The following is a 19,374-nucleotide window of genomic DNA, read 5'->3' on the forward strand; positions in this document are numbered from 1 at the left end:
GAAAACGGGTCCTGCACCAAAAATGCAGGACCCGTTTTTGTTTCTGATCAGTATTCCTGCGCAGTTGGACGGAACAGGATTTCGTTGATGTCCACATTGTCCGGCTGGCTCATCGCGAAAATCACTGTCGAGGCGAAGGAATCCGCAGGAATAGCCACATTCTTGTAAAGCGCCTTCACGCGTTCGGCCTGCTGCGGATCGGTAACGCTGTTGGGAAGCTCCGTCGCCACCGCACCCGGCGATATGATCGTCGTGCGAATATTGTACGACTTCACTTCCTGACGCAGTCCTTCTGAAATGACCCGCACCGCATGTTTGGTTGCCGAATAGACAGCGCCGCCCGGCCCCACCTTATGCCCCGCCACCGACGAGACATTGATGATGTGGCCGCTCATCTGCTTGCGCATATGCGGCAGGGCGGCAGCAATACCATAGAGCACGCCCTTGATATTGACGTCGATCATGCGATCCCAGTCATCCACCTTGCCGAGTTCGAGCATCGAATGCGGCATCAGCCCGGCATTGTTGATGAGCACATCGACACGACCATGCAGTTTCACGGCCTGATCGACCAGACGCTGCACCTGAATACGGTCTGTAACATCCGTATGCAGAACCGCGCCTTCGGCCAGCCGCCGTGCCGAGGCTTCCCCCAGACCGCTACTTGCACCAGTGATAACGACAACCTTGTCCTGAATTCCCTGCATGGTCTTCGCTCCTCTTGAACGGGGTTACCGATCAACGCGTTGCTGCAAATGCGCCGGATAGCGGTCGCCCTGCACAGTGATTTCGGAAAGCGCTGCTTCGATGCGGTTCAGATCATCGGCATTCAGTTCCACATTGGTGGCGCCGATGTTTTCTTCCAGACGATGCAGCTTCGTCGTACCGGGAATGGGAACGATCCACGGTTTCTGCGCCAGCAACCACGCAATCGCGATCTGGGCGCGCGTGACGCCCTTGGCTTCCGCTATCTGGCCAAGCATATCGACCAGCGCCTGATTGGCATCTCGCGCTTCCGTCGAAAAACGAGGCACAACATTGCGGAAATCATTGGCCGCAAAGCTCGTCTTGCTGTCGATGGTCCCTGTTAGGAAACCCCTGCCCAGCGGGCTGAACGGAACGAAGGCGATACCCAGTTCTTCCAGAACGGGCAGGATTTCACCTTCCGGCTCACGCCACCACAGCGAATATTCGCTTTGCAACGCCGTTACCGGCTGAACAGCATGGGCGCGCCGGATGGTTTGCGGGCCGGCTTCGGAAAGACCGAAGTGTTTGACCTTACCTTCCTGGATCAGATCGCGAACCGTTCCGGCCACATCTTCGATGGGCGTCGCCGGGTCGACCCGATGCTGATAGAAAAGGTCGATCACATCCGTCTTGAGGCGCTTCAGCGATGCTTCGGCAACCGCACGAATATGCTCGGGGCGGCTGTTCACGCCATTCTGGCCACCCTTGTCATCAAATTCGAAACCGAACTTCGTAGCAATCACCACCCGGTCGCGAATCGGCGCCAGCGCCTCACCCAGAACTTCCTCATTCACATAGGGGCCATAGGCTTCCGCCGTATCGAAGAAGGTGACACCCTTGTCGAATGCGGCTCTCAGCAGCCCGACCGCCTGCGCCTTTTCCATAGCCGGACCGTAGGCGAAACTAAGGCCCATGCAGCCAAGACCGATAGCCGAAACCTCAAGGCCGCTACGGCCCAGTATTCTCTTTTTCATGGTCAATATCCTTAAGCGTGATAATCTTCGTCGCTGACATGTTCCAGCCAGTCCACGACCTTGCCATCGAGCGCTTCCGCTATGGCGATATGGGTCATGGCCGTGGTGGCCGTCGCGCCGTGCCAATGCCGTTCGCCCGGTTCGAACCAGACGATATCTCCGGGACGGATTTCCTCGACAGGGCCGCCCTCGCGTTGCGCCCAGCCAAGGCCAGTCGTAACAATCACCGTCTGGCCCAGCGGATGCGTGTGCCAGGCCGTGCGCGCGCCCGGCTCGAACGACACGGTAGCACCGCCGACACGCGCCGGTGCCGTGGTGCTGAACGGCATGTCGAGACGAACCGTACCGGTGAAATAATCGGCGGAACCCTTGGTCGAAGGTTGAGACCCGATGCGCTTGATCTGCATGATATGTTTCCTTTCTTTGCCCGCCTGAAATCGCGGCAAACTTAAAAACTTCTGTCCCCGATGATTAGCCACTATAATCGGCATGAACTCATGAGATGGATTCATCAATGCGGCGCGACAATATTCACGATCTTCTGGCTTTTCTGGCCATTGCCCGCGAGGGCAGTTTCACCCGCGCGGCGGCAAAGCTTGGCGTTTCCCAATCAGCGCTGAGCCACACAATGCGCGGACTGGAGGAGCGGCTTGGGCTTCGCCTTCTGACCCGCACCACCCGTAGCGTCTCCCCGACCGAGGCTGGTGAAAGACTGCTCCGCACCATCGGTCCTCGCTTCGAGGAGATCGAAACCGAACTCGATGCCTTGAGCGAATTGCGCGACAAGCCTGCCGGAACCATTCGCATCACCACCTCCGAACATGCGGCACAGTCGATTCTGTGGCCAGTGCTGGAGCGTCTTCTGCCGGACTATCCCGACATTCACGTCGAAGTGGCCGTCGATTCCGGACTGCGCGACATCGTGGCCGACCGTTATGACGCCGGTATTCGCCTTGGCGAACAGATCGCTCAGGACATGATCGCCGTGCCCGTCGGTCCTGATATGCGCATGGCCGTTGTCGGCGCGCCGTCCTATTTCAAAAGCCACCCGGTCCCCCGCACCCCGCAGGAACTGACCGCGCATCGTTGCATCAATCTGCGACTGCTCACCTATGGCGGGCTTTACGCCTGGGAATTCGAGAAGAACGGGCGCGAGCTTAAGGTGCGCGTCGAAGGCCAGCTCATTCTCACTTCGCCAAATATGATCGTCGAAGCCGCCAAGGCCGGGTTCGGCCTTGCCAGCTTGCCGGAAGACTACATGCGGGACGGTCTTGCCGATGGCTCGCTTGTGCGCGTGCTGGAAGACTGGTGCCCGCCCTTTCCGGGCTTTCATCTCTATTATCCAAGCCGGAGACAATCTTCCCCGGCTTTCGCGCTTCTCGTTGACGCCCTGCGGTATCGAGAGGCGGAGCCGCTGAAACGCTGATCCGCCTCCCCGTTTAACTCAACAACGGCCACTGCCCGAAACGCGGAAGCCTGCGCGTTCCGCCTCGCAGCGATTGGAGAAGGTGCGCCGTTCACTGCCGCGCCTTGCGCAGACAGGCGCATATTCCCGTGTACATGCACCCATGCCGGGCCGCGTCCCATGCTGTGGCGGACGGGCCGGACCAACGCCGGGGCCATTCCAGCCACTACCCGGACGGCCGCTACACTGACCGTTCGATACCACGCGGAACCCCTCAGCCCGTGCGGAACATGCGTTGCCGAAGGTCTGGCGGACACCCCGAAGCTCGCCGCAGACGGGCGAATAAATCATCGGGCAAGCCTGCACATGGCCCGGATTACCGGGCCGAATCGGTGGTGGTCTGTGATCGGGGCCACCCTCCGCAACACAGCCGCTCAACACCATCACACCAGCAATCAAGCTGGTCCACGACAATCCCCTCAACATGTTTCCTCCTCTCCAGAAACCGGTATCCGTCTTTTGTCCTCATCTAGAATGGAGCAGTCGCTCCGAACGGCAAGATTTAAATAGGAAGATTGCACGGCCCGACTCTCGACAAGCCGCCAAGTTGCGCTACTCTGCGATGAGATGTGCAGCCCGAACAATCCGGGCCTGGCCATGGGGCAAAAGCGAACAGAAAGACGACATGCGGCGTTTCGGAACTTTTCTGACGGCAGCGCTCCTGATCGTCCCGCTTTCAATCACGCCCGCCGACGCAGAACCGGCACCGGCAAGCTATAGCGAACCCAATCCGCGTATCTCTGCGCCGCCCCTGCCTCCTGAAAAGAAGGTGCCGGGCGTCAACCGTATCTGTCAGCTGATCGAAACCAGCGCCACCAGGCACGGCATACCGAAGGATTTCTTCGCCCGCCTGATCTGGAAGGAAAGCCGATTCGACCATCAGGCCGTCAGCCCGGTCGGCGCGCAGGGCATTGCCCAGTTCATGCCCTATACGGCCAAGGAGCGCGGTCTGGCCGACCCGTTCGACATCGAGCAGGCGATCCCCGCCTCCGCAAGCTTCCTGTTCGATCTCAAACAGGCTTTCGGCAATTGGGGTCTGGCGGCTGCTGCCTATAATGCCGGTGCGGGACGCGTCTCAAGCTGGATGCGTTCCGGCGGTTTCCTGCCGCTCGAAACAGAAGACTATGTGCTAGATATCACTGGCGCTCCGGCGGATGATTTTGCTTCCGGCAAGGAGGTGCAGAACCGACCGCTTGATTCGGGGCGCTCCTTTGCGGAAGCCTGCCGCCGCCTGCCGGTCATCCGCTCGGCGACAATTCCCATGTCGCGTGTCAAACCGAAGCCGTGGGGCATACAGGTGGCGGGTAACTTCCGTCGCAGTGCGGCAGTGAATCAGTGGAGCCGCCTGAGCAGACAATTCGCGTCTGTTTTGAACGGCCATGACCCGGTCATCAGCCGTATTCGCACGCCGATGGGGCGGCGCGGCATCTATGCGGTGCGGATTGGAGCCGACAGCAGGGCTGAAGCAGATGGTATTTGTAGCAAGTTGCGTGCAGCGGGCGGCGCATGCATTGTCTCACGCAATCGCTAACCGCGAGGGAAGCCGGGTAAAGATCTTTGTGCCCGCAATTGATCGCGCACTCTATTAAGCCACCCAATTAAATCCGGGCATTTAATCAGGCCACTTGTCTATAAGATCTCTTATATATCAAGGATAGCCTGTTCTATTTCGGTATACAGCATAGAAATTCTAGAAATAATCGGAAAATTTGCCGACCAATCCGGTTCAAAGATAACAAAAGATCGTGGGCGCAAAGAATTTGCTTGCCAAAATTCGCGTCTTAGATCAGTCTCCACTCGTTCGGGCATTTAGCGAACAAATGGAAGACTGGAAGAACGGCGTGCCGGGGCCGCTATAAGTTCCGGGTCTGGGGATACCCAGACAATGATCGGTTCCTTCCCTAAGTCGAGAACTGCCTGCATGACCCTCTGTCGGGTGTGTGGTGCGCTCGACAGAAGATATAATTCCACCGTTTTTCAAAGAAACGGTGGCGCCAAGGAAAAGGAACGGATCCAATGGCACAGACCGGACTGGTCAAATTCTTCAACAATGAAAAGGGCTTTGGTTTCATCAAGCCTGATGATGGTGGCGCGGATATCTTCGTGCACATCTCTGCTGTACAGGCTTCGGGCCTGACGGGCCTCGCAGACAATCAGAAGGTTTCCTACGAAACCGAACCAGATCGTCGCGGGAAGGGCCCGAAGGCCGTGAACATCACCGTTACCGGCTGATTGTTCTGAATACCAATTATGACCCCGGTTCACACCGGGGTTTTTTATTGCCCGAGTTTCCGCAAGCATGATGGGCGCACCGGATCGGCAGTCCTGCCAGTATTCATCCCCCCGCGGGAAAATCAGAACGGCCGGTGCAAACACAAGCAATTGAAAGCATGGCTGGAATGGCAATCCAGCACACACCGCAACGGCAATCGCGCCTCTGACGCCACCCCCCGAAATGTTACAGACACTGCGCGTATTTTACCGGGGATTGACGACTTGGCGTCCTATTTCACCATTGTTCAGCCTCCATTCATGTCGAGAGAGTTAATCCATTATTCATGATTGGTGCCCCGTCTTTCGAGCGGTTCGCACCAGAGGAATTGCAGTCGAGCTTCTGAAGGAGCGAACAATGAACCGATTTGCGAAGACAACCATTCTGGCCGTTGCATCCTTGGCAGCGATTGCTGCTCCTCTTGCTTCAGCTTCGGCAGATTCATGGGGCCGTCCCGGCTGGGATCGCGGCGGTGACTGGGGCCGTCACCATCACCGTGGCAATGGCGACGCTGTTGCAGCCGGTGTGATCGGCCTTGCAGCGGGCGCACTCATCGGAAGCGCGCTGAGCCAGCCGCAGCCGACCTATGTGCAGCCAGCGCCGATCTACGATGCGCCACCCCCGCCGCCTGCATATTACCCGGCTCCTCCGCCACCGCGTCAGGTAACCTATTACCGTCAGGGAGGCTTTGAGCCGTGGAGCCGCAGCTGGTACAATTATTGTTCGGACCGCTACCGGTCGTTCAATGCGAATACCGGCACCTATCGCGGTTATGACGGTCGCGACCATTTCTGCACCGCGAACTGAGTGCACAATCGAAAATGAAAAAGCCGCCCAATGGGCGGCTTTTTTATATCCGTCACGCCATTCCGATCAGGAATGGGTTGTTGCGGCGCTCCTCGCCGAACCGCCCGCCCGGACCGTGCCCGCAGATAAAGCCGACATCGTCGCCGAGCGGCAAAAGCTTCTCGCGGATCGAACGGATCAGCGCATCATGATCGCCGCCCGGCAAATCGGTGCGACCGACAGAACCGTTGAACAGCACATCGCCGACAATCGCGAAACGTGCTTCCGGGCTATAGAAGACAACATGACCGGGCGAATGGCCGGGGCAGTGGAACACGTCGAACGAGTGCCCGGCAACGGTGACCTTATCACCTTCTTCCAGCCAGCGATCGGGCGTCACATTGCGCACTCCGTCGACAATTCCATATTTGAGGCCTGTCATCACAAGATTATCGAGCAGGAACTGGTCGTCAACATGCGGTCCGATAATCTCGACGCCGAGCTTGTCCTTCAAATCAGCCGCAGCACCCGCATGATCAATATGGCCGTGGGTGATCCAGATGGCTTCGATATCGATGCCCTGCGATTGGATCGCTTCCTCGATCTTGGGCAGATCGCCGCCCGGATCGATGACAACACCCTTCTTGGTCTCGCCGTCGAATAGAATGGTGCAGTTTTGCTGGAACGGGGTAACGGGGACGATAATCGCCTGTAGCTGGCCCATACTGGATACTCCATTGCATATGTGGATCGGCGAAGATCACGTCACCGCCGCCTGTGTTGTTTCACACATAGTGGCCTTGGCCCGATACGGAAAGGGTTTAAGAATCCCTGAGAGCCTGTTCCAAAAGTCGCCCTGTGCGGCTGCAAATGGCAATTTGAGATTTGCTTTCGCATAATCTGAACCGAAAAGTCTGCAACTTTTCGGGATTATGCGAGGCTTCCGGTGCTCACGTACCTTGAGTACGCTCCGCTCCGGTACTCGAAAATCACCATTTTCGCACTCACATGCCGACTTTTGGAACAGGCTCTCAAGCCGCGTTTCCTGGCGATAGGATCGAGCCATAAAAAACGGACGGCGCATGGCCGTCCGTTTTATCGCTCTCGAACAGTTCGTCTTGCCGATTGGCCATGAAAACTGTGCCGTCTACCCGGAGCGCTTCCAAAAACTGGAGCGCGCTCCAAGTTGCTATTTTAGTAACATCCTTGCTCGACCCGATGTTTCCATCCGGCCACGAAATGCATTCCTCAGGCCTTGCTGGCCATCGAGTTTTTGATCAGCCCTACGATTGCAGTCAGAACGATACCGCCCACGCCGCCGCCAGCGAGCTGGCCGATTGCGCCATTTAGCATCGAATCCACACCACCGCCGGAGAGCATCGGAAGAAGCTGGCCGAGGATGACACCGCCAATACCGCCAGCCACGGTGTTACCCGTTGTCCCAAGGCTGATGTTCTTGACAGCGCCAGCAATATTGCCACCGACAGCACCGGCGACCAGCTGGAGAATGATAGGCAATAGAGATTCCATAATCGTCACCCCATCTCTGTTAGAGCGCATCCCGAAAAGAATGAACGATTTCGGAATAGTTTGCGCGCCTGATCAAATATTAGAGCGTCGATTTGAAAGGATCAGATCGGAAGCCGCTCCAATACCGGAATAACGCGACTCCGGCATGAAAATCTTGAGCCGAAACTTCGTAATGTCAAACAATAAGCAGTAAAGAAACTAAAAAGCGGCCCGAAAGCCGCTCTTTTTCTGTTTAAAACCCAGTCACTCGGCCGCCTGGCGCTTTGGCTGCACTTCCGCTGTATAAGCATCCATCAAAGTGCTGGTGATTTCGGCCGGCTTGAACCGGTACTGACCTATCTCCGAAACAGGCGTAACTTCGGCAGCCGTACCGCACAGGAAGCATTCGGAGAAATCTGCCATTTCTTCCGGCATGATCGCGCGCTCGATGACTTCAATACCGCGACGCTTGGCCAGATCGATAATGGTGCGGCGGGTAATGCCGTCGAGGAAGCAATCGGGCTTCGGCGTATGCAGCGCGCCGTCCTTGACGAAGAACACATTGGCACCGGTTGCTTCCGCCACCCGGCCGCGCCAGTCGAGCATCAGCGCATCAGCATAGCCCTTGGCTTCCGCCGCATGCTTGGAGATCGTGCAGATCATGTAAAGGCCAGACGCCTTGGACTTCGACGGCGCCGTGCGCGGGTCCGGACGGCAATATTCGGCGATGTCGAGGCGAATGCCTTTCATCTTTTCTTCCGGCGAGAAATAGCTCGGCCATTCCCAGCAGGCAATTGCCACGTGAATACGGTTGTTCTGCGCCGAAACGCCGAGCGATTCCGATCCGCGCCATGCAAACGGGCGCACATAGGCATCAATATAGCCCATCTTCTTGATCAGCGCCCGGCAGGCATCATTGATTTCTTCAACACTGTAAGGCAGCGCAAAACCGAGAAGCCGTGCAGATTCATGCAGGCGCTCGGTATGTTCGTTCAGCTTGAAGATTTCGCCGCCATAGGCGCGCTCGCCCTCAAAAACCGTGCTTGCATAATGCAAGCCATGGGTGAGGACATGAATTTTCGCATCTTTCCAGTCGACGAATGCACCGTCCAACCAGATGTATCCGTCCCTTTGATCGAATGGAATCGCAGCCATTTTCTTGCTCCTAACTATTTTGATTGCGGCGCTGTCTCAGGGCAGATTCTGCTCGGGCAAACGTTTCCGCATTCCCATTTCACCGGTTAAATCGATATTACCGGCAAAACGGGCGCCTTTTTCCGCGCGAATACTGGCCTTTTGGTGCGAAATGCTTAGAGCTTGGGCAAAGATTTTGCGCAAAACTCTATTGGAGCACGCATGGACAAAAAATAATCCTCCCAATCCGCGGGACTTCGCGGTCGCAGCGTTTCTTTCACCGCCTCCGCAGCAGTGATCGAAAACCCGGTCGCGTAATTATCTCTCCTCCAGCATGCGCCAGCGTAAACATTGTTCCAAAAAGCCAGCTCACGCTTATCGAAAATTATCTGGGCGGTTGAATTATGTCAATAATGCTGACATATTTATCGCAGCAGTACGGAGCATCGATGTGAATTCGACGAACGACATGAATTATATAAGCAATCCGTTGACAGCCGAGGAGGCGGCCGATCTCAACGTCATCGAACTCTTGTTCTTTTCTTATCGCGACTTCACCGCTGACCCTGATCTCATTCTCGAAAAGATCAGCTTTGGCCGCGCGCATCACCGCGTGCTTTACTTCATCAATCGCAAGCCGGGCATGACAGTTGCCGAACTTCTGGAAGTTCTGCGCATCACCAAGCAGAGCCTGTCGCGCGTTCTCAAGCAGTTGATCGATACCGGCCATGTGGTTCAGGCGACAGGCCTGCACGACCGCCGCCACCGCAAGCTTTACCCTACGAAAAGCGGACGCCAGCTGACGCTTGCCCTCGCCTTGCCGCAGTCCCATCGCATTGCCCGCGCCCTTGAGGGATGCGCTCCGCAGGACCGCGCGATCATCGAGCGCTTCCTGTATAATATGGTCAATCCGGAACGCCGCGCGCAGATCGACGCTTTTTCCAGCACCGAACCGTCTTGATAGGAAGAACCGTCAGACTACCAAGTGTTACGACGGGTAGTACTAAGTGCTTGTGTAAAAACATATACGCAAACACAGCGAATAGACGTGCCACATTCCAGTCGATAATATGCGCGTCCGACGGCCCTGTGTCGTCAGCGAACAGAAACTGAATGGGATCGAAAGACGCCATGACCGCAGAAGAACAAAAAACACTCTCGGATGACGCCCCGCATCTGCTCGTTGTCGATGACGACACGCGAATCCGCAGCCTGCTTTCGCAGTATCTAACCAATAGCGGCTTCCGCGTTACCATTGCCGGAAGCGCTGCCGAAGCGCGTCGCAAGCTAGAAGGTATCGACTTCGACCTTCTGATACTCGACGTGATGATGCCCGGCGAGACCGGCGTTTCGCTCACCCGCTCGCTGCGCGAACAAAAGAATGTACCGATCCTGATGCTGACCGCGCTGTCGGAAACCGACAACCGCATCGACGGCCTGTCGGCTGGCGCAGATGATTATCTGCCAAAGCCATTCGATCCGCGCGAGTTGACGCTGCGCATCAACAATATTCTGCGCCGCGGCGCACCGCCTGCCCAGCCCAAGATCGAACAGATCGTGTTCGGGCCTTACACATTCTTCATTCCACGCCGTGAATTGAAGAAGGGCACCGAAACCATCAAGCTCACGGATCGCGAGCAGGACATTATGGCAATCTTCGCGGAACGCGCGGGAGAAACCATTCCACGTCATGAATTGACCGGACAGGACGGCGATGTCGGCGAGCGCACTATCGATGTTCAGATCAACCGTCTCCGCCGCAAGATCGAGCAGGATCCAGCCAACCCGGTCTGGCTCCAGACTGTGCGTGGCATCGGCTACAAGCTCAGCATCGAATAGTTGTGATTTGACGCAACCGGCCGCTGTTTGGGACGTTCTGAGACGATGACGCTCTGGAAAAATCTCTCGCGCTGGCTGGCGCGCCGGATGCCGAAAGGCCTCTATGCGCGGTCGCTTATCATCATCATCGCCCCGATGGTCCTGCTGCAATCCGTGATCGCCTATGTGTTCATGGAACGGCACTGGCAGATGGTGACCGAGCGGCTTTCGACGGCTGTCGTGCGCGATATTTCGGCGATTATCGATATTCTCGAAACCTATCCGCAGGAGCCGGGTTACGACAATCTGATCCGCCTCGCACAGCAGCGGCTGGCGCTCAATATCTCGATCCTGCCGCCTGATCCCCTGCCCGCACCGGGACCGAAGCCGTTCTTCGCCATTCTGGATTACTTCCTGAGCGAAGAGATCACGCGCCAGATCAATCGGCCCTTCTGGGTCGATACGGTGGGCGATTCCGACCTGATCGAAATCCGCATCAAGCTTGATGACAAGGTGCTGCGCGTCTTCGCCCGCCGCAGTCAGGCTTATGCGTCCAATACCGGCATCTTCCTGACCTGGATGGTGGGCACCGCGCTTGTGCTTCTCATCATCGCCATCGCCTTCCTGCGCAACCAGATCAAGCCGATCCAGCAGCTGGCAGACGCTGCCGAAAGTTTCGGCAAGGGCCGTTCCATGCCGGAAGGTTTCAAGCCGCACGGCGCAGAAGAAGTGCGCAAGGCCGGTATTGCCTTCATCCAGATGCGTTCACGCATCGAGCGCCAGATCGAGCAGCGCACCGCGATGTTGTCGGGCGTCAGCCACGATCTGCGCACCATTCTCACCCGCTTCAAGCTGCAATTAGCGTTGGCCGGCCATTCGCTTGACGTCGAGCCGCTCAATCAGGATATCGCCGATATGCAGACCATGCTGGAAGGCTATCTGGCATTTGCGCGCGGCGAAGGTGCGGAAGAAACCGCAAGCTATGATGTGAAGCGCCTGTGCGAGAAGCTTGAAAACGAAGCGCGCCTGCGCGAACGCGGGTTCAAATATTCCATCGACGGCGACAGCGAAATCCATGTTCGCCCCAATGCCTTCTCGCGCCTCGTCAGCAATCTGGTGTCCAACGCCTTCCGCCATGCGCAAAATGTCGAGCTTTCGCTTTCACATGAGGATGGCTGGCTGAAGGTCGTGGTGGACGATGACGGACCCGGCATTCCCGAGGACCGTCGCGAAGATGTGTTCAAGCCCTTCGTGCGGCTGGATGAAGCCAGAACGCAGGATTCAGGCGGCACAGGCGGCCTTGGCCTTGCCATCGCGCTCGATATTGCCCGCAGCCATGGCGGTGACATTAGACTCGCAGACGCCCCGACCGGCGGCCTGCGCGCTATCATTCACATTCCGGCGTGACAAGGGACTGAAGCCCCATGGTAGACATCGTGAATGCCGTTTTCGTCGGACCGAAGGGGATACTTCTTGCCCGCAGAAGCCCGCATAAGAAGGCTTACCCTGACTTATGGAGTTTTCCGGGAGGTCATGTCGAAGCTGACGAGACACTCGAAGAGGCCCTCATCCGCGAGATAGCGGAGGAACTCAACACCACGCCTCAGAGGTTTGAATTCCTGATGCAGATAGATGATCCGACAAAGTCGGTCAGCTTTCACATACACATCGTGAGTAGCTGGGACAGAGAGCCGGAGATCGCCAATAACGAGCATACCGAACTCAAGTGGCTATCCATCGAAGACGCGAGAGGTCTGCATGATCTCGCGCTTCAGGAATAATCTAAAGTTTTTGAACGCCTGCAAGGCATCTCATCAAGCACCGACGCCTGAAGAAGCGTCTGTTCAGTAGAGCTTGCCGCCGTTCGGCACTTTCTTGTCGATGGCCGCGAGGACGACTTCACCGGCTTCGTCCGGCAGGCCAAGCGTCAGCACTTCCGACATGAACGGTCCGATCTGGCGCGGTGGAAAATTCACCACGGCCAACACCTGACGGCCGATCAGTTCTTCCGCCTGATAATGTTTGGTGATCTGTGCGGAAGATTTCTTCACGCCAATCTTCTCGCCGAAATCGATCTTCAGCTTGTAGGCAGGCTTGCGCGCTTCCGGAAAGGGCACCGCTTCCACAATCGTACCCGTACGGATATCGACCTTTTCGAAATCAGCCCAGGTGATTGTCGCGACTTCGCTCATATCCGTCCGCTTTCATCATCTCATGCATAACCCGGCGCTTGTCCCGCCGGGCTATCTGTTGATCCTGATCAGGCGCGTCCGACTGTTTCGAACACGACGCTTTCCAGCGACTCGCGCGCACTGACACCCGACCAGACCACGAACTGGAAGGCCTGGAAATAGGTTTCGCAAGCTTCAAGCGCTGCACCCAGCAACACTTCCACCTGACGGCTTGTCGGTTCCGCACCGCCGGCCAGCAAAAGCGACTGGCGGTACATGATGGCGCCTTCCTGCTGCCAGAGATCGAAATGCCCCATGAGAAGCTTTTCGTTGATCAGCGAAAGCAGGCGCATCACCTCGTTTACACGCGGCTCCGCCACCTTGATGTCGAAGGCGCAAGCCAGATGCAGCGCCTCGAAATCTTCCATCCAGGAAAATGAGATGTGATAGTCAGTCCAGTTGCCCGCAACCGAAATTGCGATTTCATCGTCGCCAGTCCGCTCGAATGTCCAGTCGTTTGAATGCGCAACCTGCTCGATCACATCCACCGGATGCGCCTCGCGTGCGAATTCAAGCTCAAGAAGGCTCATGTCCGTTTCCTGTTCTGTGAGACACCCTCAAGCCGGATGTCTCAAATTCCCGGCGCGCAAGAATTGCTCGCCCGCACCCGCCGCCGCGCAAGAACCAAGCGCAGGAAAACAGGCACGAATTGATCGGTCGAGGAACCGGCATGCCAAACAGCATGCAAGCGCCTCAATGGCACACGCACATACGCAACTGATACTGGAAAGCAGCCTGAAGACGCGAAAACTAGAACTACAGCCCCTCGCCGCCGCCTACATGACCACACTTCGAATCATGTAGTGTTTTCAGTCTATTGATGCTGAATCTGAACGCCAGTCCCTTTTCAGAAAAGAGACATGAAAGCATGTGGAAACATGAAAGGGGCTGGCCGCGAGCATTGCCTTAAGCGACTCTAAGACAAGGGTTTTTACCGCCCGCGGCCTGTTAATAAATAATCAGGAATTATTTTTGGATTTTGCCGATGAGGAGGCCGATTTTGCCGGTTTGGCATCGGAATCACCTTCGAATCTGGCAAGACGTGCTTCAAGTGCTTCGATTCTTGCCAGCAACGCACTGTTTTCGGCGCGTGCCTTGATGGCCATTTCGCGAACCGCTTCGAAGTCTTCGCGCTGCACCACATCGAGCGTGTTGAGCACGCGCTCGCTTTGCGAACGCAGGGCCGTTTCCACTTCACGGCGCACGCCTTGCGCAGCGCCAGCCGCATCCGTCACAAGCTTGGCGAGTTCATCGAGAACCCGGTTTTGTCCGCTGGTCATGGCAATCATTCCTTATTTCCAGGAGAGACCTGTTGAAAACATAAAATGGAAATAGGGCCGTCTCAGTTCCGATGCAAGCGCAGCTATAGAAAGTGATCATGTTGGAAAGCAATTACAGACATGGAGCAGGACAGCTTGACCGTAACCGGTTCGTCCAGCATGTTCCGTCACAAAATGGAGTGATTTCATGATAGAGACGTTGCTGCCGGCCTCGGCCCTCGCCTTTCCGAACATTGACCCGGTGATCTTTTCCATCGGACCACTGGCCGTACACTGGTACGGGCTCGGCTATGTCGTCGGCATCATGTTCGCATGGTGGTATGGCAAGAAGCTTCTGCGCAGCCATCGCCTCTGGGCTCATAACCAGCCGCCCATGGCGCCCGAAGCCCTCGACGATTTCGTCATCTGGGCAGCACTCGGCGTCGTGCTGGGTGGTCGCATCGGCTATGTGCTCTTCTATAATTTCTCCTATTATATCTCCAACCCGATTGCCATTCCCGCTGTCTGGGACGGCGGTATGTCGTTCCATGGCGGTATTCTCGGCACCACCATCGCCATGATCCTGTTTGCCCGCTCGCGCGGCATCAGGGTCTGGAGCATGTTCGATGTGGTTGCTGCCGGTGTGCCGGTCGGCCTCGGCGTGGTGCGCGTTGCAAACTTCATCAATTCCGAACTCTGGGGCCGCGTCAGCGATGCGCCATGGGCCGTCTATTTCCCCAATGGCGGGCCGCTGCCGCGCCATCCAAGCCAGCTTTACGAAGCCTTCCTCGAAGGTTTCGTCCTGTTCTTCGTCTTGTTCCTGTTGGTCTGGGTCGGTCGCAAGCTGAAGAAGCCCGGATTCATCGCAGGCGCATTCGTGACCGGCTATGGCCTCAGCCGCATCGCGGTCGAGTTCTTCCGCGAGCCGGATGCACAGCTCGGCTATCTGGTCGGCGGCTGGCTGACCATGGGCATGGTGCTTTCGGTGCCGATGGTGCTGATCGGCCTCTGGGCCATGTGGCGCGCCAACCGCGCAGCTGCCAAAGATGCCTGAAGCAACGCTGAAAGACCGGCTGAAACGGCTGATCGCCACCACGGGGCCAATCAGCGTCGCCGATTACATGGCTGCCTGTCTGGGCGACCGTGAATCCGGCTATTACACGACCCGCGAACCCTTTGGCCGCGAGGGCGATTTTATCACTGCGCCTGAAGTCAGCCAGATGTTCGGCGAGTTGATCGGCATCTGGTGCGTCGCGGAATGGGACGCGCTTGGTCGCCCTGCCAGCACGCTGCTGTGCGAAATCGGCCCCGGACGCGGCACGCTGATGAGCGATATGCTGCGCACGATCAGCAAGCTTGCGCCGCAAATGCTGCCGGGCCTGCGTGTCGCCATGGTCGAGACCAGCGCACGCCTTGTCGAAAAGCAGAAACAAAAGCTGGCGGATTTGGGCGTATCCGTCACCTGGTTCGAACGCTTTGCAGATGTCCCCACCGGCCCACTGATCCTTGTTTCGAACGAGTTGTTCGACGCCATCCCGTTCCGACAGTTCGTCAAGTCGAACGGGCGCTTCGTGGAACGGCTGATTGCGGTTGATGATCAGGATGAGTTCCATTTCGTCAGCGGTGCGGGCGGGATCGACCCGGTGCTTTTGCCGAAAGACCACGCGCAGACGCCCGAAGGCACAATCTTCGAGGCAGCACCGGCGCGAACCGCACTGTTGCAGGAAATCGGGCAGCGTATCGCAAAGACACGCGGCGCGGCGCTCAACATCGATTATGGCCACCTGCAATCCGGTTTTGGCGACACGCTGCAAGCCATGCTCAAACATGACTATGACGATGTTTTTGCCCATCCAGGTGAAGCCGACCTGACCAGCCATGTCGATTTCGATAGTTTGGAGCAGGCTGCACGTGCCTCTGGCTGCAAGACCGGTACCATGACGCAAGGCGAGTTCCTGCTGGCCATGGGGCTGCTCGACCGCGCAGGACGTCTGGGCACCGGGCGCGACGCCGCCTTTCAGGAAAAGATCCGGCAGGATGTGGAGCGCTTGGCAGCACCCGATCAGATGGGCACCTTGTTCAAGGTGCTGGCATTCAGCGACCGCGACACCCGCCTCATTCCTTTCGAGACAGCCTGACTGCCAATTGCTCTTCAAAAAGCTGCAATTGACAAGACAACCTGCCTCCCCCACCATCCCGATCCACTCGTCTGAGCATGATCTTTTCGGAAAACCGGTTCCCATTTTTCCGGATCATGCTCGGTCTAACAAGGCCAATACATCATGACTGATACCCCGCAACCGCTCCGCTCGCCTCTGCTCGACAAGCCCGCCGGTCAGGCCGGGAAGCGCATTGCGCACGGCTTTTTCACGCGCAAAGGCGGCGTTTCGGACGGTATTTACGCCGGACTGAATGTCGGCGCCGGATCGGATGATGTGGCCGAACATGTCGCCGAAAACCGCCGCCGGGTGGCAGAATCGCTTGGCGTTGCGCCGGACCATCTTTTGACCGTGCATCAGGTTCATTCGCCCGATGTGCTGCATGTGACCGCACCTTTCGATTCGCCGCGCCCCAAGGCCGATGCCATGGTGACCAATGTTCCCGGCATTGCGCTCGGCGCACTGTCTGCCGATTGTGGTCCCGTCCTGTTTGCGGATCACGAGGCCGGTGTCATCGGCTCCGCCCATGCAGGCTGGCGGGGTGCATTCACCGGCGTGCTGGAAAACACCATCGACGCCATGATCGACCTTGGCGCAAAGCGCGAGAACATCGTGGCGGTCCTCGGGCCGACAATCGGCCCCGACAATTATGAAGTCGGACCGGAATTCTATGCAGAGTTTTTGAGCAAGGACCCTGCCTATGCGCGCTATTTCCGCGCCTCGGACAAGCCGGACCACAAGCTTTTCGATCTATGGACCTTCATCACCGACCGTCTGACCAAGGCTGGCGTACAGGCCAGTTCCCTTCGCCAGTGCACTTATGCCGATGAAGACCAGTTCTTTTCCTACCGGCGTACTACCCACCGCAAAGAGCCGGATTACGGACGCCAGATTGCAGCCATTGCTATCGTTGCTGCCAAAGATTCCATTTGAGGAGAACCGCATGGCCCTTCACTTCGAGCCGGAAGAATTTGCCGCACGCCGCGACCGTCTGATCTTGAAGATGGAGGAGGAAAAGCTGGATGCTCTCCTGCTGTTCGCACAGGAAAGCATGTACTGGCTGACGGGCTATGACACGTTCGGCTTCTGCTTCTTCCAGTGCCTTGTGGTGAAGGCCGACGGTTCGATGGTGCTGATGACGCGCTCGGCGGATTTGCGCCAGGCGCGCCAGACCTCGAATATCGAGAACATCGTCGTCTGGACCGACCGCGATAATGCCAATCCGGCAGCGGACCTGCGCAATATCCTGACCGAACTCGACCTGCTCGGCAGCCGTATCGGTATCGAATACCAGACCCATGGTCTCACCGGCGCAAATGCCCGCAGGCTCGACGAGCAATTGCAGAGCTTTGCCAAATTGTTCGATGCATCCGGCATGGTGGACCGCCTGCGCCTGTTGAAAAGCCCGGCGGAAATCACCTATGCCAGGCGCGCGGCGCAGCTGGGTGACGACGCGCTCGACGCTGCGCTGAAAACCACCCGCGCGGGTGCAAGTGAAGCCGATATTCTGGCCGCGATGATGAGCGCCAATTTCGCTGGCGACGGCGACTATCCGGCCAATGAATATATCATCGGCTCCGGCGAAGACGCCCTGCTCTGCCGTTATAAATCCGGTCGCCGCACGCTCGACGCCAACGACCAGCTCACGCTCGAATGGTCGGGTGTGTTCCGCCATTATCACGCGCCGATGATGCGCACGATCCTGATCGGCCAGCCGACGGAGCACCACGTCAAGCTCTATGATGCAGCCCGCGAGGCGCTGGAAGCCGTCGAGGCCGCGATGACACCGGCTTCAACATTCGGTGATGTATTCGACGCCCATGCCCGCACCATGGAAGCCCACGGGCTGACCCGCCACCGCCTGAATGCCTGCGGTTATTCGGTCGGGGCGCGCTTCACACCGTCGTGGATGGACCCGCAAATGTTCTATGCGGGCAATCCGGAGAGCATTCAGCCGGATATGACGCTGTTCGCGCATATGATCATCATGGATTCCGACAGCGGCGCTGCGATGACGCTCGGGCAGACATATCTCACAACAAATGGCGCTGCTCAGCCATTATCCCGCCATTCTCTTGATATGCTTATCGGCTGACATCATTGTCAAACGGCCCACGATCGGCGATAAATCGGCCTGACGTGAGAACCGCCTGTATTTTCAGGACTATGCGTTTTCAGGAGCATGAAGCCGAACATGAACAAGGCACATATTTCGATGATGCTGTTGCTTGCCGGAGCGCTCGCTGCCTGCAACAGCACCGAATCCGCACTGAACGTGCAGGGCTCTGGCCAGACTGCGGGCCAGACCACCGGACAACCGGCTAACGGCCAGGCAACGACGCCGGGCGCTGTGACGACGCCCGCAACGACAACACCGGCGACCACGCCGGCCCGCACGGCCACGCTGAAACCGGGCAAGCTGCACATAGCGCCCATTGTCGGCGCACCCGTCAATGTCGTAACGCCGCTGACCCATCGCATGAATGATGATGCCAAGGCCAAGGGCGTCGAGCTGGCAGGCGCCAATGACGCCAGCGCGGCCTATGTCATGAAGGGGTACTTCTCGGTTCTCTCTGAAGACAACCAGACGACCGTGCTCTATGTCTGGGATGTGCTTGATGCTTCCGGCAACCGGCTGCACCGCATTCAGGGGCAGGAGAAAGTGCAAGGTGCGGCGGCAGACTCATGGAGCGTGGTGCAGCCCGCCACGATGCAGGCCATCGCCGACCGCACAATGCAGGAATATTCGACCTGGCTTGCGGCAAATCGCGCATAAACTATGAGCATTTTCAGCAAGGAACTGAAATCCCTTACTGAATCCCCGCTTTTTGACGTACGGAAAGGCCGGAAAACCGGCCTTTTTCAACAATTGTGAACAGTCGGGCCTTGCAATGACGGTGACTCTTTGCAATAGGCCCCACATTCGAGAAAACCTTGTAAGCTGCTGTACTTAACCTGACCGGCCAAAAGTACGCGGCTTTAAAGTTTTTAAAGGATGACGTTGCTGGGCCCCGCATCGT

23 protein-coding genes are annotated in these 19,374 nt (G+C 57.4%); 13 read left to right on the forward strand and 10 right to left on the reverse strand.

The genetic code is table 11. The annotated features are described in order from the left end of the window. Positions 1-47 precede the first annotated feature (47 nt). From QBD01_RS19445 to QBD01_RS19455, 3 genes are read right to left on the reverse strand one after another with little or no spacing between them, the layout of a single operon-like run. Complete coding sequence (locus QBD01_RS19445; RefSeq protein ID WP_280994153.1) at positions 48-707, reverse strand: SDR family oxidoreductase; 660 nt, start codon at positions 705-707, stop codon at positions 48-50. A 24-nt stretch (positions 708-731) separates the two neighbouring features. Beyond that, positions 732-1,721 (reverse strand): aldo/keto reductase, encoded by a 990-nt coding sequence (locus tag QBD01_RS19450; protein WP_280994154.1) that lies wholly within the window; start codon positions 1,719-1,721, stop codon positions 732-734. A gap of 11 nt (positions 1,722-1,732) precedes the next feature. Continuing rightward, the gene (locus QBD01_RS19455; RefSeq protein WP_280994155.1) at positions 1,733-2,128 is read right to left on the reverse strand and encodes a cupin domain-containing protein; all 396 of its coding nucleotides are present in this window, start codon (positions 2,126-2,128) and stop codon (positions 1,733-1,735) included. 107 nt (positions 2,129-2,235) lie between these two features. Between QBD01_RS19455 and QBD01_RS19460 the strand changes: the two genes are divergently transcribed. Then, positions 2,236-3,147, forward strand: a complete 912-nt coding sequence (locus QBD01_RS19460; protein WP_280994156.1) for a LysR family transcriptional regulator — start codon at positions 2,236-2,238, stop codon at positions 3,145-3,147. A gap of 18 nt (positions 3,148-3,165) precedes the next feature. Here the strand turns inward: QBD01_RS19460 and QBD01_RS19465 are convergent, their stop codons facing one another. Next, a complete protein-coding gene (locus tag QBD01_RS19465; protein ID WP_280994157.1) occupies positions 3,166-3,612 on the reverse strand; it encodes a Kazal-type serine protease inhibitor in 447 nt (148 codons plus the stop codon). Between the two features lie 199 nt (positions 3,613-3,811). Here QBD01_RS19465 and QBD01_RS19470 point away from each other — a divergent pair, with 199 nt between their 5' ends. The 3 genes from QBD01_RS19470 (at position 3,812) to QBD01_RS19480 (ending at position 6,265) form a co-directional block, all read left to right on the forward strand. Beyond that, the gene (locus QBD01_RS19470) at positions 3,812-4,717 is read left to right on the forward strand and encodes a transglycosylase SLT domain-containing protein (RefSeq protein ID WP_280994158.1); all 906 of its coding nucleotides are present in this window, start codon (positions 3,812-3,814) and stop codon (positions 4,715-4,717) included. A gap of 485 nt (positions 4,718-5,202) precedes the next feature. Further along, positions 5,203-5,418: a cold-shock protein gene (locus QBD01_RS19475; protein WP_109369482.1), complete on the forward strand. Its 216-nt coding sequence runs from the start codon at positions 5,203-5,205 to the stop codon at positions 5,416-5,418. A 397-nt stretch (positions 5,419-5,815) separates the two neighbouring features. After that, positions 5,816-6,265, forward strand: a complete 450-nt coding sequence (locus tag QBD01_RS19480; RefSeq protein ID WP_280994159.1) for a BA14K family protein — start codon at positions 5,816-5,818, stop codon at positions 6,263-6,265. 52 nt (positions 6,266-6,317) lie between these two features. Here the strand turns inward: QBD01_RS19480 and QBD01_RS19485 are convergent, their stop codons facing one another. The 3 genes from QBD01_RS19485 to QBD01_RS19495 form a co-directional block, all read right to left on the reverse strand. After that, on the reverse strand, positions 6,318-6,968 hold the full coding sequence (locus QBD01_RS19485) for an MBL fold metallo-hydrolase (RefSeq protein ID WP_280994160.1): 651 nt from the start codon (positions 6,966-6,968) through the stop codon (positions 6,318-6,320). 524 nt (positions 6,969-7,492) lie between these two features. Continuing rightward, on the reverse strand, positions 7,493-7,774 hold the full coding sequence (locus QBD01_RS19490; protein WP_078338731.1) for a hypothetical protein: 282 nt from the start codon (positions 7,772-7,774) through the stop codon (positions 7,493-7,495). A 243-nt stretch (positions 7,775-8,017) separates the two neighbouring features. Further along, on the reverse strand, positions 8,018-8,908 hold the full coding sequence (locus tag QBD01_RS19495; RefSeq protein WP_280994161.1) for a branched-chain amino acid aminotransferase: 891 nt from the start codon (positions 8,906-8,908) through the stop codon (positions 8,018-8,020). 430 nt (positions 8,909-9,338) lie between these two features. Between QBD01_RS19495 and QBD01_RS19500 the strand changes: the two genes are divergently transcribed. The 4 genes from QBD01_RS19500 (at position 9,339) to QBD01_RS19515 (ending at position 12,486) form a co-directional block, all read left to right on the forward strand. Beyond that, positions 9,339-9,848, forward strand: coding sequence for a MarR family winged helix-turn-helix transcriptional regulator (locus QBD01_RS19500; RefSeq protein WP_392391446.1), 510 nt, complete (start codon positions 9,339-9,341; stop codon positions 9,846-9,848). 170 nt (positions 9,849-10,018) lie between these two features. Beyond that, positions 10,019-10,726, forward strand: a complete 708-nt coding sequence (locus tag QBD01_RS19505; RefSeq protein ID WP_078338733.1) for a response regulator — start codon at positions 10,019-10,021, stop codon at positions 10,724-10,726. Positions 10,727-10,771: 45 nt separating this feature from the next. Next, a complete protein-coding gene (locus tag QBD01_RS19510; protein WP_280994162.1) occupies positions 10,772-12,112 on the forward strand; it encodes an ATP-binding protein in 1,341 nt (446 codons plus the stop codon). Between the two features lie 17 nt (positions 12,113-12,129). Next, a complete protein-coding gene (locus tag QBD01_RS19515) occupies positions 12,130-12,486 on the forward strand; it encodes an NUDIX domain-containing protein (RefSeq protein ID WP_280994163.1) in 357 nt (118 codons plus the stop codon). A 63-nt stretch (positions 12,487-12,549) separates the two neighbouring features. Here QBD01_RS19515 and QBD01_RS19520 read toward each other — a convergent pair whose 3' ends face one another. The 3 genes from QBD01_RS19520 to QBD01_RS19530 all read right to left on the reverse strand — a co-directional run bounded on the left by QBD01_RS19520 (position 12,550) and on the right by QBD01_RS19530 (position 14,216). Beyond that, entirely contained in the window at positions 12,550-12,897 is a 348-nt protein-coding gene (locus QBD01_RS19520) for a tRNA-binding protein (RefSeq protein ID WP_280994164.1), read from the reverse strand. Positions 12,898-12,965: 68 nt separating this feature from the next. Continuing rightward, positions 12,966-13,466 (reverse strand): YbjN domain-containing protein, encoded by a 501-nt coding sequence (locus QBD01_RS19525; RefSeq protein ID WP_182520978.1) that lies wholly within the window; start codon positions 13,464-13,466, stop codon positions 12,966-12,968. A gap of 429 nt (positions 13,467-13,895) precedes the next feature. Beyond that, the gene (locus QBD01_RS19530) at positions 13,896-14,216 is read right to left on the reverse strand and encodes an accessory factor UbiK family protein (protein ID WP_078338737.1); all 321 of its coding nucleotides are present in this window, start codon (positions 14,214-14,216) and stop codon (positions 13,896-13,898) included. 187 nt (positions 14,217-14,403) lie between these two features. On the opposite strand from QBD01_RS19530, the gene lgt reads away from it, so the two are divergent. The 5 genes from lgt to QBD01_RS19555 all read left to right on the forward strand — a co-directional run bounded on the left by lgt (position 14,404) and on the right by QBD01_RS19555 (position 19,130). Continuing rightward, on the forward strand, positions 14,404-15,249 hold the full coding sequence (gene lgt / locus QBD01_RS19535; protein ID WP_078338738.1) for a prolipoprotein diacylglyceryl transferase: 846 nt from the start codon (positions 14,404-14,406) through the stop codon (positions 15,247-15,249). Beyond that, positions 15,242-16,333 (forward strand): class I SAM-dependent methyltransferase, encoded by a 1,092-nt coding sequence (locus QBD01_RS19540; RefSeq protein WP_280994165.1) that lies wholly within the window; start codon positions 15,242-15,244, stop codon positions 16,331-16,333. Before lgt ends, QBD01_RS19540 begins: the two co-directional genes overlap by 8 nt. 144 nt (positions 16,334-16,477) lie before the next feature. After that, positions 16,478-17,287 carry a peptidoglycan editing factor PgeF gene (pgeF, locus tag QBD01_RS19545; RefSeq protein WP_280994166.1) on the forward strand — a complete coding sequence of 270 codons (810 nt, stop codon included), beginning with the start codon at positions 16,478-16,480 and terminating at the stop codon, positions 17,285-17,287. Positions 17,288-17,297: 10 nt separating this feature from the next. Next, a complete protein-coding gene (locus QBD01_RS19550; RefSeq protein WP_280994167.1) occupies positions 17,298-18,449 on the forward strand; it encodes a Xaa-Pro peptidase family protein in 1,152 nt (383 codons plus the stop codon). Between the two features lie 87 nt (positions 18,450-18,536). Continuing rightward, on the forward strand, positions 18,537-19,130 hold the full coding sequence (locus QBD01_RS19555; protein ID WP_182520973.1) for a hypothetical protein: 594 nt from the start codon (positions 18,537-18,539) through the stop codon (positions 19,128-19,130). Positions 19,131-19,374 lie beyond the last annotated feature (244 nt).

It is taken from the genome of Ochrobactrum sp. 19YEA23, from assembly GCF_029909865.1.
GTDB classification, from domain to species: Bacteria; Pseudomonadota; Alphaproteobacteria; order Rhizobiales; family Rhizobiaceae; genus Brucella; species Brucella gambitense.